The sequence below is a fragment of the Myxosarcina sp. GI1 genome (assembly GCF_000756305.1).
Lineage (GTDB): Bacteria > Cyanobacteriota > Cyanobacteriia > Cyanobacteriales > Xenococcaceae > Myxosarcina.
This window is the reverse complement of sequence record NZ_JRFE01000065.1, coordinates 1-12,838: the sequence shown is the minus strand read 5'-3', so window position 1 is coordinate 12,838 and position 12,838 is coordinate 1. Positions and strand designations below refer to the sequence as shown.

General features: G+C 40.5%; 14 protein-coding genes and 1 pseudogene. 12 read left to right on the top strand and 3 right to left on the bottom strand.

All coding sequences use genetic code 11. The annotated features are described in order from the left end of the window. Positions 1–483, top strand: a pseudogene (locus KV40_RS35895) (restriction endonuclease subunit R); the annotation flags it as partial. Positions 484–555: 72 nt separating this feature from the next. After that, a complete protein-coding gene (locus KV40_RS31405) occupies positions 556–1,242 on the top strand; it encodes a M48 family metallopeptidase (protein ID WP_036489691.1) in 687 nt (228 codons plus the stop codon). A gap of 488 nt (positions 1,243–1,730) precedes the next feature. Here the strand turns inward: KV40_RS31405 and KV40_RS31400 are convergent, their stop codons facing one another. After that, the gene (locus KV40_RS31400; RefSeq protein ID WP_036489689.1) at positions 1,731–2,234 is read right to left on the bottom strand and encodes a hypothetical protein; all 504 of its coding nucleotides are present in this window, start codon (positions 2,232–2,234) and stop codon (positions 1,731–1,733) included. A 229-nt stretch (positions 2,235–2,463) separates the two neighbouring features. Between KV40_RS31400 and KV40_RS31395 the strand changes: the two genes are divergently transcribed. The 4 genes from KV40_RS31395 (at position 2,464) to KV40_RS31380 (ending at position 7,448) form a co-directional block, all read left to right on the top strand. Continuing rightward, positions 2,464–3,309 (top strand): hypothetical protein, encoded by an 846-nt coding sequence (locus KV40_RS31395; RefSeq protein WP_156114288.1) that lies wholly within the window; start codon positions 2,464–2,466, stop codon positions 3,307–3,309. A 326-nt stretch (positions 3,310–3,635) separates the two neighbouring features. Then, the gene (locus KV40_RS31390) at positions 3,636–6,779 is read left to right on the top strand and encodes a plasmid replication protein, CyRepA1 family (RefSeq protein ID WP_081942984.1); all 3,144 of its coding nucleotides are present in this window, start codon (positions 3,636–3,638) and stop codon (positions 6,777–6,779) included. An 85-nt stretch (positions 6,780–6,864) separates the two neighbouring features. Beyond that, complete coding sequence (locus tag KV40_RS31385) at positions 6,865–7,092, top strand: hypothetical protein (protein WP_036489685.1); 228 nt, start codon at positions 6,865–6,867, stop codon at positions 7,090–7,092. Continuing rightward, positions 7,089–7,448 carry a RusA family crossover junction endodeoxyribonuclease gene (locus KV40_RS31380; RefSeq protein WP_052056148.1) on the top strand — a complete coding sequence of 120 codons (360 nt, stop codon included), beginning with the start codon at positions 7,089–7,091 and terminating at the stop codon, positions 7,446–7,448. The genes KV40_RS31385 and KV40_RS31380 overlap by 4 nt, the downstream gene beginning before the upstream one ends. Before the next feature lie 95 nt (positions 7,449–7,543). On the opposite strand, the gene KV40_RS35530 is transcribed toward KV40_RS31380, so the two are convergent. Then, the gene (locus KV40_RS35530; protein WP_156114287.1) at positions 7,544–7,696 is read right to left on the bottom strand and encodes a hypothetical protein; all 153 of its coding nucleotides are present in this window, start codon (positions 7,694–7,696) and stop codon (positions 7,544–7,546) included. Between the two features lie 174 nt (positions 7,697–7,870). Between KV40_RS35530 and KV40_RS31375 the strand changes: the two genes are divergently transcribed. Next, complete coding sequence (locus tag KV40_RS31375) at positions 7,871–8,668, top strand: hypothetical protein (RefSeq protein ID WP_216595779.1); 798 nt, start codon at positions 7,871–7,873, stop codon at positions 8,666–8,668. Between the two features lie 211 nt (positions 8,669–8,879). Here the strand turns inward: KV40_RS31375 and KV40_RS32890 are convergent, their stop codons facing one another. After that, on the bottom strand, positions 8,880–9,461 hold the full coding sequence (locus KV40_RS32890) for a transposase (RefSeq protein ID WP_052056147.1): 582 nt from the start codon (positions 9,459–9,461) through the stop codon (positions 8,880–8,882). A gap of 416 nt (positions 9,462–9,877) precedes the next feature. Here KV40_RS32890 and KV40_RS31365 point away from each other — a divergent pair, with 416 nt between their 5' ends. From KV40_RS31365 to KV40_RS31345, 5 genes are all read left to right on the top strand, one after another. Next, on the top strand, positions 9,878–10,471 hold the full coding sequence (locus tag KV40_RS31365) for a ParA family protein (RefSeq protein WP_036489682.1): 594 nt from the start codon (positions 9,878–9,880) through the stop codon (positions 10,469–10,471). Next, positions 10,468–10,815, top strand: coding sequence for a hypothetical protein (locus tag KV40_RS31360; RefSeq protein WP_156114286.1), 348 nt, complete (start codon positions 10,468–10,470; stop codon positions 10,813–10,815). Before KV40_RS31365 ends, KV40_RS31360 begins: the two co-directional genes overlap by 4 nt. Positions 10,816–10,871: 56 nt before the next feature. Further along, on the top strand, positions 10,872–11,438 hold the full coding sequence (locus KV40_RS31355) for a hypothetical protein (RefSeq protein ID WP_036489680.1): 567 nt from the start codon (positions 10,872–10,874) through the stop codon (positions 11,436–11,438). 5 nt (positions 11,439–11,443) lie between these two features. Next, on the top strand, positions 11,444–11,650 hold the full coding sequence (locus KV40_RS31350) for a hypothetical protein (protein ID WP_036489678.1): 207 nt from the start codon (positions 11,444–11,446) through the stop codon (positions 11,648–11,650). A gap of 189 nt (positions 11,651–11,839) precedes the next feature. Continuing rightward, positions 11,840–12,826: a tyrosine-type recombinase/integrase gene (locus KV40_RS31345; protein WP_052056146.1), complete on the top strand. Its 987-nt coding sequence runs from the start codon at positions 11,840–11,842 to the stop codon at positions 12,824–12,826. The last annotated feature ends 12 nt before the right edge of the window (positions 12,827–12,838 follow it).

Sequence of the window (12,838 nt, the reverse complement as noted above, 5' to 3'; positions counted from 1 at the left end):
ACGGATGGACTTAACCAGCTTCCCGATAGTATCCGCAAAGATCGAGCAGCGGTAGCCGAAACCGTAGAAAATAACCTGCGTACCGTCATCACCGAAGAACGACCCACCAACCCCCAATACTTCGGCAAAATGTCATCTTTATTAGATGAATTAATCCAACAGCGCAGACAGCAAGCCATTGAATATGAAGAATATTTACAACAAATTGCCCGACTCTGCCAACAAGTCACCCACCCCGAAGGCAGCGGCGATTATCCAACTTCTTTAGATACCAGTGCCAAACGAGCTTTGTATGATAATTTAGATCGGGATGAAGCTTTGGCGATCGCTCTAGATAACGCCATCTGTAGTACTAAAAAAGACAACTGGCGGGGGTCTAAAATTAAACAGCGCGAAGTCAAAAACGCCATTAAAAAACATCTAGCCGCTGCCGATGAAGCAAACAGAATCTTTGAAATCGTCAAAGAACAAAAGGAATATTAGCAACGCTAACTCGCAGCACTTAAAATCATTTTCGAGTGACGGAGTTAGTTACCACTAGTTACATACAAATCTATGAAAGTTGGCGATCTGGCGATCGATCTAGTCAGAAAGAATATCAAAAACCTGCACCTATCGGTACATCCCCCCGATGGTAGAGTCCGCATTGCTTCCCCTTTCAAAGTCGATGATGAAACTATCAGGCTGTTTGCTATCTCCAAACTAGGATGGATTAAAAAAAATCAGGCTAAATTTCAGGCGCAACCCCGCCAGTCCCCTAGAGAATACGTTTCGGGAGAAAGTCATTACTATAGAGGCGATCGCTACTTACTCAACGTCATCTATCACGCTGCTGCTCCAAAAGTTGTCATTAGAAATAAAACCTATATCGATCTCTACGTGCGGTATGGCAGCATTCAAGAGCAGCGAGAGCAAGTTTTAACTAACTGGTATCGCCAGGAGTTAAAAGCCCAAATACCCCAATTAATCGCTAAATGGGAACGAGTTATCGGTGTTAGCACTAATGACTGGGGAGTCAAAAAAATGAAGACCCGCTGGGGTACTTGCAATATTCAAGCCAAACGTATCTGGCTTAACCTGGAACTGATTAAAAAACCCCAACATTGCCTGGAGTACGTCATCGTTCACGAATTGGTACACCTACTAGAGCGGAATCACGGCGCTCGCTTTAAAGCCTATATGAGCAAATTTATGCCTAACTGGAGTTTTTACAAGAAAGAACTCAATTGTTTGCCTTATTAAGTTGAAAAACTTAGTGCTTTTTAGTCAAATAATACCCATTAAAACTAGACAAGGCACTATAATCCTTTCATAATCTAGCTTTTCTGACACAATGCAGTATATATTCAACAACGCTACGACTCTCTAATAGCCACTAGTAGCGTGTGCTTATCGCTTTTAGGTTAGCAAAGTAGCGATTAAGCTATGTCTTAGTCAAGCAGAGCGAGCTTAACCTAAAGTTAGATTAGCAGATTGACGATAAAAGTCAAGTTCTGTATCAGTTGACGATCGCATTACTTTGATGGCGATCGCTTTATAGAGCGATCTTCTTAGCTTCGATCCACGACCCCCACTAAAACATTAATGGTGCAACCCTAGTTTGTAACCGTAGCCTTAGCAATCGCTTTAAAAGAGATTAATTCTTTCTGATAGCGTTACCAGAAAAAGTTATAACAAAAATCAACACTATAAGGAAAATACGATTTAGCCGAAAAAGAATAAGATCGCAATCAGAGTTGATTAGAGTTATCAGACTGAGAAGTTACTTTTAAGACAGTTTCATCTGGTTCGTACAGTACCCTGACAAGACTTCCTGACGAATTAAGAGTTACTTTCGTGCGATTTTTTTCCCATTTATATTCTTGAGACTCCTCTGTTAATTCCGATTCGAGCGGCTCGCCATATTTGTCTGTCAATAAGCCTTCAATTTCAGAAGTTACAACACGACCTAATTCTTTTTTATCGTCTATTTCTTGTAAAGCTCTATCTAAATCCAATTCCACAGAATCCATAATTTCTCGATCGAATTCTCCATCTTGAAACATCAAACTAACACTGTTGAGTCGATCGTTTATGAGAAAGAAACTTACCATATACTTATAATTACCAATTAAGTAATTTTTTAGATAATATGCCTCGCATTTACGATAATTATCGGAGTCACACTCATCTTCAATAAGTTCGGGATTATTTAATTTTTGATTTAGAGTTTTCTTTAACTCGTTTTTACTCATGCCCCATGTAGTTCCATTCCAAGCCTCTATATTCTTGTCTCCACATCCGAATACAAGGCTTATTAAACAAATACCAACTATTATTTTTTTCATCGATAAAAATAATAAATAAAAGTTAAAATATTCTCAATTTGGCATAAATTCTCAGTAACAAGAGTGATTCAGATCTCTCTTAAAAGTTGATATTTGCTGATGTTTTCAATCCCCATAACTAATTGGATGTATTTTCATGGAGCGCAAAAAGAAAATTTTCTCATCAGAACCACCATTATTAATTCCATACGATACTGTCTCGCCACCAGGAAATATTGTTTTGAGATCCCTATCACAACCACCACTAAGCCTTTTGGATATTTATCAAGAAAAACAAGATGGAGATATTACAGAGGAGGAAAGTTTAAAGCTGTTATCGCACCCTGCTATTGTTTTTGACCATCATTGTTGGTCGCTCTGGATCTGTACGCTGCGCTGGTTATATAAGAAGAAATGGAATCCCAAATACAAGCTATCTGAGGTTTCTCAAAACCAAGAAGAACGGGATATGCTCGAACCTCTTGCTGACTTATTGCACAGTGCATTACAGCTTTGCGAGCAATGTTCTTTGTATATTAGTAATTTTGGTCATTCTCACCATTTACATTGGTTTCGGTGGATTGCAGAAGATCTTAAAAAATTGTGTCTGGAGCTTCCTCACGGTAAAGAGAAAAAAGTCAAGGAACTTCGCGAAATTGCCAAACAACTACGAGACAATGAAAACCCTTTTGAGCGAGAAGAATACCCCGAACTATACGACTTAGTAAATGGTTCTCTTTGTATGGCATCTTCAGAACTTTACAAAGGCTTCCGCGCTAAATATCTAACCAGAAAAAAGTCTAAAGAACAAAAAGGACACAATTATGAAGTAGGGTTTATCACAGCTATTTCCTCTTGGGCTAATCGCTTACATACGAACCAAAACCTGTCTCCGATGGAAGCAACAGAAGTAGAATTACTTTTTAATACGGGTAGCGGAAGAGGCGTTAAAACTATCAGCAAAAAAAAATTGCAAAAATGGGTATCTTCAAATGCCCACTAGATAAGCAATTGACAATTCTAAACTCTTTTGAACAAAAATCCTTAATTACTGTTATTTTTGTGTTGTAGAAAAAAAAGGACTTTGACGAGATTTCGGCTAGTCTGTCTAATCAAAATTGTCGAGAGATAGTTCAGATAAATCTGAAAGTAATCTCAAAGACTTAAATAGTAAGACTGTACCTACTTTGACACCGTCAAAGACCAACAAAAAAACCATCTTTAATTTACTACAGTCTCGCTAAAAATACACAGTATATGCGTATTACTTTCTAGCCAAAATTTAGTTAAAGTCTGCCTTTTGAAGATTTAGAGCTAAGGCAGACTGATATGAATAATTATATCAAAAATACAGCGATCGCGCATCTGGGAAAAGCAAAGCAAGCAAAGCAAACGCTTAAACCAAACCATGTTACCGAACCTCACTGGAATGAATGGGTAATCGATTCAGCAGTCGCTCCAGAGCTTACCTCTCTCAATGTCGTTTCACTTTCAGGATTTGAACCATACGATCGCTTACTATATGCACTGCCAGATAGCGAACGGCGTAATGATGGGCGCGTTAGAGATTGGATATTAGGGAGATATGCCCATTGCGAACATGGGGGCTGGTGGTGCGCTGGCATAGATATTCAAAAGTGCGAAAAGAGTCAGTGGGGAACTTTTAAACCAGACAAAGCCAAACAAGAAATCGAATATAACAAACAAGGACATTTCAAAAAAGCCAAATTAATCAAATACGAACATCCACCTAAAACCGAAACAGAAATATTTGCCCTTTCCGTTCCCCTACATCTCTGGCAAAAGATCGCCCTTCATTATGATGTCCCACTACCAGAGAATATTGTAGTCACCCCAGAAGGGAGAGCTATTGGTTTTTGGATGTGGATAATTAACAACCCATCTATCCCGATTGTAATTACCGAAGGGGCAAAAAAAGCTGGTTGTCTTTTGACATTAGGCTATGCCGCGATCGCGCTTCCTGGTGTATGGAACGGCGTAAGAAAGCAAAATTCTGGAAAATATCAGCTAATCCCACAGCTAGAAGTTTTTGCCTGTAAGAATAGAAAGATAACTTTTTGCTACGACCGCGATACCAAATTTAAAACCATTCGGAATGTTAGTAATGCGATCGCCGCAACTGGTAGGTTATTTGAGAAAAAAGGTTCTAAAGTATCTGTCGCCACCTGGGAGTTTCCCGACAAGGGTGTGGACGATTTAATCGTCAATCGTGGAGAAGATGCTTTCCATGCTGCATATAATGCCCGTGTAAGTATAGATAGGTTCAAAACGATCCAGGAGACATCTTTACAATTTTATAAGCCTGAAATCGTCTCTGAACGGTATTTAAACCCCAAAGAAATAGCAATAGCTCAAGATGCCCAACTCATTTGCTTGAAGTCAGCCAAAGGAACCAATAAAACTGGATTTATGGCTGTAGCAGCCGTAGAGGAAGCCTTAAAAAGAGGAGAGCGGGTAATCGTAGTTACCCATCGACAGGCTTTAGAAAGGGAATTATCCGAGCGATTTGGAGTAGATTGCCGTACTGAAATTAGAAACAGCGAAGTCGGGGGAGCTTTAGGTTATGTCTTATGTTTTGACTCGCTGCACCCAAACGCCAATCCTGCATTCAATCCCGATGAATGGCGCGGGGCGACAGTTATCATCGACGAAGCCGAGCAAGCTATTTGGCATCTGCTCGATAGCTCTACATGCCAACATAACCGAACGGCGATTATTCAAAGCTTCACACAGCTTCTTATGACAGCAGTAGGAACGGGGGGTAAAGTCTGGCTAGCTGATGCCGATTTAACTCCTATTTCAATTGAATACGTGCGAAGTCTGATCGGGTTTCCTATTAAAACTTGGGTACTAGAAAACGAGTACAAACCTAGCTGCAATCGAAAATTAATTGCTTACGACGGCAACGACCCCAGCCGTATGATAGTCGAGCTAGACTACGAAATAAGACAGGGCAAAAAAGTGCTAGTCCATTGTTCGGGGCAAAAGTGGAAGTCTAAATGGGGTACGAGCAATCTACATTCTCGTTACAGTAAGATGTTCCCCGACAAAAAAATACTGGTTCTTGACAGAGAGACAGTAGCAGATCCAGAACATCCTGCCTACGGCTGCATGGGACATCTCAACGACACCCTTCAAGATTACGATATTGTAATTTGTTCGCCTGTAATCGAAACGGGCGTGAGCATTGATATCAAAGGACACTTTAATTCTGTCTGGTGTATTGCTTGGGGGAATCAGCCAGTTAATAGCGTCGCGCAGGCAATCGCTCGATTACGAGACGATGTTATTCGCCATGTCTGGTTTAGAAAAAGAGCGAAAAATATGGCGAACGGTAACGGGGCGACTAGTGCTAAAGCCTTGAAATATTCCCAACATAAACTAAGTCAGACGCATTTAATGTGTTTGCGTAGTGCCGATGACGACGACGAGTTTAAAGCTCCAGAAGAATACAAACTTTGCGATTACCCTTCCGAAGAAGCATGGGCTAGACGCGCCGCTCTAATTAATGCTGGTTTGATCGACTATCGAGGGGCAATTTTAGCCAAATTGAGAGAAGAGGGATATCAAATTGAAGATCTAGCCGAACGAGCAGCAAGAGAAGCTAAGGAGAAAGAGGAGCTTGCTGCACTTATGTTGGCTGAAGCTGATAAAGAACGTCAAGCCAAACTCAAGCGAGAGTTACAAGAAAAGATCGAAGCTGAAGAAAAAGCAAAACGGGAAATTAAACAGGTTTCCGAGCATCAAAGTCAGATTCGCCAGGAGAATTATAAAATTTACTGCGAGGAAGTAGCTGCTGCTAAAATGCCTACTGACACAGAATTAGAACATCTCAAGAAGAAACGCGGTAAAACTAAAATCGAGCGTTTAAAAGAACGTAAAGCTAGTCTGTTTAAGCGTTACGAGACATTAGTAACACCGAAGTTGGTAGAGAGAGATGATAAAGGCTGGAACTCACAGCTAATTTTAAATTACTACTTTACCGACGGTCGGGACTATTTAGAAAATCGCGATCGCCACTCTTTGAAGTCGCTAGCTGGTGAAAATAAAAAAGCATTTGCACCCGACATTAATAAACGGCTAATCGCAACGCAAATTAACGCGATGGAAGTGCTTGGAGTTAATCAATTCTTAGACCACACCGAGCGGAAGTTTAACTTTAAAGAGTTAGAAGACTTTGAGGCACGATGCAAAGAGATGCGATGGCAAATTAAAGATGTTTTTGGATTTACGATAAACGACCGCGAAAGGGGTATAGAGATCGCCAAAAAATTCCTTAAAAGCATGGACCGCAAGTTAGAGTGTGTCGGGTGGACGGGGACTGGTAAAGAGCGAAGACGAGTTTATCAGCTTTCTCCTCTTACCGAAGATGACAATCGTGGGGAAATTTTTGCTAAATGGCTGGATCGCGATCGCCGCCTTGCCGAACAGGAAAGCCTAGTTGCCGTTTAGTCGATCACACCAAACTCTAAATAATACTATTACTACTTTTCTGATGCTACGCGAACATCAACTTTAAAACAATTAGATACTGCCAATGCGAAACATCAACCAGTCAAAGAACCCCTTAGATAGTCCCGAATCGATCGCCGATCTTGCCTGGATGTTAAGTCAACTAGAAGATTCTGAAGGATTGGCAGAACTCCAGCAAGTACCAGAATTTACTAGAGCTAGATTAAATAAAGCCTGTCGGTTGTTGCCCTTGGAATGGCAGCAAAGGCTAAGGCAGTGGGCTGAAGAAAATAAACAGAGAGGAGCGGCATGACAACTAAAACCAGCCATCACTTTACCCTTACTGGTGCAGTAGTACCCAAGGCACGACCGCGAGTAACCCGCCAAGGTACATTTCTTCCTCAGAAGTATCGAGATTGGAAAGAAGGAGCGATCGCCGAGTTACTATCCCAGAGAACCAGATACAAGTCTCTAGAAGAAGTTACGATTTCAATCAAGCTATACGGTACTTGCCGAGGCGATTTAGACAATATCGCGGGAGCAATTTTAGACGCTTTGGTTCAGGCTGGAATTATTAAAGACGACAGAGTATCATTGGTCAAAGCCCTGTCTGTTAAGCATTGTGGCGGTAAAATCCAAAAGGTAGACATAAACATTGAGGAAGTATAAAGTATAGCAATTGCCAATTTCTGCCTGAAATTCTCATATAGAAAACGGTATATAAGCTAGTTTCTCCTCGGATGTAGTTTTGTACTTATTCGATTCTACGCTTGAGCCGTAACGCCAGAAGATTTGATGATATCTTCTAGGAGCTTGATTGCCTCAGTAATAGGAATTTGACAATTTTCAACCGCAGAAATTAACTGCTGGGCTTTTTCAGGAGTCAATAAATCTAGTCTAATTGGCTCTTTTAACAAAACATAGAAGTTGCCTTTGAGAATTTTTTAGCTAGGTTTTTATTATCTTTTACTAAAAGTACTGTTATAGTTACTAGTCTTAGATAAAACCTATTTCGAGCGATTCTCTTGATGATTAGCTACAACAACTTAAAAGTCAAACTTGACATATCTTACGAACAAACTAGATCTCTAATGATCGAAGCCTTAAAATCTAATCCTTCGGGACAAATAATCGGGTTTCATCATCATCTGGCTAAACAAGCTATCGAAAAGGGTATTGCATCCGATCCTCATACCGCATCTAATACCAGGATCATCAATCAACCGTATGACTTACCTCAAAAATATAAAATTTGGACTGAAGATATTATTTGGGATTTGGTAATTGAGGGTTTAGTTAGACCTGGTTTGGGTGATGGAATAAATAATGGATTACCTTGGTTCCACCTCTCTGAACATGGAAAGAATGTTCTTCAAAACCAATCACCACAACCTTACGATCCAGATGGCTATTTAGCTACAGTTCGGAACATACCCCATGTTGATAGTATAATATTTACCTACATTGAAGAAAGTTTAAAAGCATTTAGAATTCACTGTCTTCTATCATCTGCGATTACTTTAGGATGTGCTTCTGAAAAAGCTATCCTAATTTTAATTGATGCCTGTAAAAATGCGATTCAAAACCCTACAGATAAAGCAAATTTTGCTAAACAAACAAATACAATTTCCATCAAAAAGAAACACGACGAGTTTAAAAGTATTCTAAATACTAAAATTATTCCAGTTTTACCAAAAGATATAAAGGAAAACCTAGATAATTACCTAAATGGAATTTTCTCAATTATTAGAACTCAAAGGAATGATGCAGGTCATCCATCGGGAAATATAGTAAAACGAGAACATCTTTATTCTTATTTAGTAACCTTTCCCGAATATTTAAAAAAAGTTTATAGTCTTATAGATTGGCTCAATGCTAATAAGATTTAGAAAAATTAAACAGTATAGTTTTGGAAGGGGTATTAGTTAGCTTTGGTTTAGTAAATAGTTTGCATATCAGTTTTCACTTGGTAAACAAAAGTTATATATAATCTCGACGACTGGCGATCGCCTTTCCTAAATATTTGCCATATTCTAGTTTGGCAAGTAGAAGCCGCTCTTTTCCGACCGAAGATCGATTCACTTAGAGCTATATATTATTTCAATTGATGCTGGATATAATTTCTTTTTTCATCTGTACGTAAGCTTTACCAATTTTAGCAGTATGTTCTTTTTCGATCCATCCCGATTCCATTAAGACTTTTAATGCTTCCATTTGTGACATTTGACCGAGATTGAGATCGATTGCATCGATTTCCGATATTGCCTTTAGTAGCTCTTTATAGTTTTCAGTGGGAAGTAGCCAAAAAAGATTACCGAGCAACTGTTGAATTTTTTTGTCCGCTTCAAGCTTGATTCTGCGGTTATTAGACCAATGTTGGGAAAACCTGCGCTCTAGTATCCAAGCAGCAGCTTTCCAATCGGTTTCGGCAGCCCGACGAATACCTTCAAGCAAATTCATTTCAGACCTAGCGACCGCCTGATTAACATCCTCTGCAAATTCTGCATAAAGTTTGTTTGATTGGCGATTGCTATCGGTATCCGTCCCTCGGCGTATCCATTCTCTAAAAGTCGAGTAGGAAACATTAGCACTCAAACAAGCCGATTCGTAATTTAAACCCTGCTCGATGTTGTTAATGATAGTTTGTTTGACCGTTTCGGTTAACTTTGTTTGCCTTCCCATAATTTATTCTCCTAATTTGTACCAGCGATCGCCCTTAACTTCCCATTCACTTATAACTCGTTTGTAATCTTTTGACTGCGACCGCTTATCCGTGCGATAGCGATTCAGGGTAGCAGGACTGAGATTGACAATTTTGACTAATAACCCAGCAGGTTGATTTTTTCCTCTAGCGGCGCGATCGCTCTTGCCACTTTCTCATCTAGTCTAGTGTAACCCTGCATTTTTGAGTACGCATAAGTTTGAAATGTTGACAACGCGAAAGTTTAACTTTTTACATATATGAACTTTTAGCTATCAAAACGAACTAATATGTATGTCCGCTATCTGGCTAAGTCTATATGTATTTTACGTACTCAAAATTTCAACAATGCACATACTTAGATTTTTAGTTGTTCGCCTACTCGAATATTTAAAGTATGATTATTACCATTGCTTCGTTTAAGGGTGGAGTGGGTAAGACCACTACAGCAGTACACATAGCGGCTTATTTAGCCAATCAAAGTACCACTTTGTTAATAGATGGCGATCCGAATCGCAGTGCTACTAGATGGGCAGAAAGAGGCGGTTTGCCTTTCCAGGTAGTAGACGAAAGACAAGCTGCTAAATACGCCAGGAAAGCCGAGCATATCGTGATCGACACTCAGGCACGTCCCGAACAGGAAGACTTAGAAGCTCTAGCCGATGGCTGCGATCGCCTGATTATTCCCTGTACCCCTGATGCTCTAGCTTTAGATGCCATGATGTTAACGGTTCAAGCTTTGCAGCAGCTAGGAAGCGATCGCTATCGCATTTTACTGGCGATTATTCCTCCTAGTCCTTCCAAAGATGGAGAGGAAGCAAGAAAGATGTTAACTGATGCGGGATTGCCAGTTCTGAAGACGGGCATTAGAAGATATACGGCATTTAAAAAAGCAGCTTTAGAAGGAACCATTGTTTCTGAAGTGGCAGACAAAAAGGCTCGTATAGCCTGGAGTGATTATCAGGAGTTGGGCAAGGAGATACATTCATGACCGATAAAAAAGATAAACCTAATAGATATAAGGTGATTATTGATACAGCTAACCAATCCGAAGACCAAGACACAGCAAAAAAAGAAGCAAGATCTGTTAAAGAATTATCACCGCCAATCGTTGAGGAAAAGTCACCACCCGTTAAAAGAGGTAGACCTAAAGGAAAGCGTAGCGATCCTAATTACGAGCAGGTAACGGCTTACATTCGCTCTCAAACCTATCGGCAGACAAAGATCGCTCTGCTACAGCAAGAAGGAGAAGGAGCAGAGGACTTTTCGGAACTAGTAGAAAAACTACTAACTGAATGGTTGAGTACGCAAAAAGGTGAAAACTTGAAAACTTGAGTTATTGCCTGTTTGAATATTTAAAGTTCGAGCAGACACAATAGAGAGAATATTAAATGACATCTACCTTTCTGACTGAGCCATTGCCAGTTTATGGGTATCACGGAACGAGTTTGGCAGCAGCGCAGACAATTATCGAGCGAGGATTTAGTTTAAGTGTTAATGATTATGATTGGTTGGGAACGGGAGTGTATTTTTTTCAAGATGCCCCACTTCGAGCGTATGAATGGGCATCTGAGAGATATCCAGAAGCTCCTGCGGTAATTAGAACCAAGTTAGTCCTAGAAAACTGTTTGGATTTAGTTGACGTAACCTGGTTTCCTATTATCAGAGAAGCTTACGATTTATTCGTATCTGCCTATAACCAAACCAATCTGCCTTTACCCCGCCAAAATCCTCAGAGATCCAAGGCTCATCGGCTAGACTGTGCTTTCTTCAACTACATAGTAAGTGAAATTTTAGAGCCACAAGGGGAAGTTGTAAGTTCGATTCGTGGAGTGTTTAATGAAGGCGATCGCATCTATCCTAACTCGGCTATTTTCGATCGCGCTCATATTCAAATTGTCATTCGTAACCTGTCGGCGATCGAAGAATCCTGTTTAATAGAAATAGAGCGTTCTTAAATTTTATGGTCAACCCAAAAAAAGCAGCTAAATTAATTCGCCAACATTTTGCCGAATTGACTACCGAACAGTTTATCGAAAATCTTCGCGCTTCAGGTTCGTTCGGATTAGAAGACTCCGAGCCAGATTATTCAAATCATGGTAGAGAGCAATCGCCGAGCATCGAAGCTGTTAAAAAAACTTCAGCAACCAAACCATCCGAAATTAGTTGACCCCAGATGCGCGATCGCGCTCGTCCGCTTCCTTGCGCTCGAAAGTAAGGAGAATCAGAAGATTTTTCATTCCTGGCATAAAAATCACTAACCAATTAATTGAGTACGCAAAAAGTTAAAAGCTCGAATATTTGAATAGTACCTAAGTGAAGAAGTATTGATAATGACCGTTTTCGCACCTTCTAAACCATGAAAGCTTTAAAATCCGTTAGTGCCAGTAGTAATCTAGTACCACTCCTACCCAGGAATAGGTTGGCTCCCGATTCTGGTTACGAGACTTTGCTCGATGATTGGCTGGCAAGATCGCGATCGCCACATACCAAACGGATGTATCGAACTAATGTTACGGGATTTTTTCAGAGTTTGGGGTATCAGCTAACACCAGATCTACTCGCTCAGTTTTTGCTACTCGATAGCCAGCAAGCGTTTGAGTTAGTATCGCAATATCACGGGGCGTTAGTCACCCAGAAGTTAGCACCCGCGACCATTAACCAAAAGCTAGCCGCGATAAAATCATTAGTCAACTATGCCGCCGCCGCTGGCAAGTGCCACTACACTCTTACCAATATCAAAGCCGAGAAATTGACCCAATATCGCGATACTAAAGGCATTCCCAAGGACCAGTTTAAGTTAATGATGAAGGCAGTAGACACTGACACTATAAAAGGACTGCGCGATCGCGCTATTCTGCTGTTGTTATGGGGTAATGCCTTAAGGCGTTCTGAGATTGCCAACTGCGACGTATCTGACTTTTTGCCGAAGGCAGGGGAATTAATTATTACTGGCAAAGGAAAAATCGGACAGCCTCAGACAATTAGTCTGGGGAAAGCGACCATAAAGGCAATCTCTCTTTGGATGACTGCTAGAAAAGATTACACGCCTTCAGATCCTTTATTTTGTGCGGTTCATAAAGGCTATTGGGGCAATCGGTTACATACCCATTCGATCTATAAGTTGGTGCAGAAATACGCCAAGCTCGCGGGAATCGATAAAGTGATGTCGCCGCACAGGATACGCCACAGCAGCATTACCGAAGCTCTCAACCTAACCAATGGCGATGTCAGAAAGGTGCAGAAGCTGTCGCGACACAGCAACCTTAACACTCTGATGATTTATGATGACAATCGCCAGAATTTGCAGGGCGAAGTTACGGGAATGTTAGATGATTTGTTTTAGGGCAGAAGAAAC

What these genes read in the sequence shown, in the direction of transcription:
- KV40_RS31405 (WP_036489691.1), top strand. Translation starts at nt 556, where the DNA reads ATGAAAGTTGGCGATCTGGCGATCGATCTAGTCAGAAAGAATATCAAA.
- KV40_RS31400 (WP_036489689.1), bottom strand. Translation starts at nt 2,234, where the DNA reads ATGAGTAAAAACGAGTTAAAGAAAACTCTAAATCAAAAATTAAATAAT.
- KV40_RS31395 (WP_156114288.1), top strand. Translation starts at nt 2,464, where the DNA reads ATGGAGCGCAAAAAGAAAATTTTCTCATCAGAACCACCATTATTAATT.
- KV40_RS31390 (WP_081942984.1), top strand. Translation starts at nt 3,636, where the DNA reads ATGAATAATTATATCAAAAATACAGCGATCGCGCATCTGGGAAAAGCA.
- KV40_RS31385 (WP_036489685.1), top strand. Translation starts at nt 6,865, where the DNA reads ATGCGAAACATCAACCAGTCAAAGAACCCCTTAGATAGTCCCGAATCG.
- KV40_RS31380 (WP_052056148.1), top strand. Translation starts at nt 7,089, where the DNA reads ATGACAACTAAAACCAGCCATCACTTTACCCTTACTGGTGCAGTAGTA.
- KV40_RS31375 (WP_216595779.1), top strand. Translation starts at nt 7,871, where the DNA reads ATGATCGAAGCCTTAAAATCTAATCCTTCGGGACAAATAATCGGGTTT.
- KV40_RS32890 (WP_052056147.1), bottom strand. Translation starts at nt 9,461, where the DNA reads ATGGGAAGGCAAACAAAGTTAACCGAAACGGTCAAACAAACTATCATT.
- KV40_RS31365 (WP_036489682.1), top strand. Translation starts at nt 9,878, where the DNA reads ATGATTATTACCATTGCTTCGTTTAAGGGTGGAGTGGGTAAGACCACT.
- KV40_RS31360 (WP_156114286.1), top strand. Translation starts at nt 10,468, where the DNA reads ATGACCGATAAAAAAGATAAACCTAATAGATATAAGGTGATTATTGAT.
- KV40_RS31355 (WP_036489680.1), top strand. Translation starts at nt 10,872, where the DNA reads ATGACATCTACCTTTCTGACTGAGCCATTGCCAGTTTATGGGTATCAC.
- KV40_RS31350 (WP_036489678.1), top strand. Translation starts at nt 11,444, where the DNA reads ATGGTCAACCCAAAAAAAGCAGCTAAATTAATTCGCCAACATTTTGCC.
- KV40_RS31345 (WP_052056146.1), top strand. Translation starts at nt 11,840, where the DNA reads ATGAAAGCTTTAAAATCCGTTAGTGCCAGTAGTAATCTAGTACCACTC.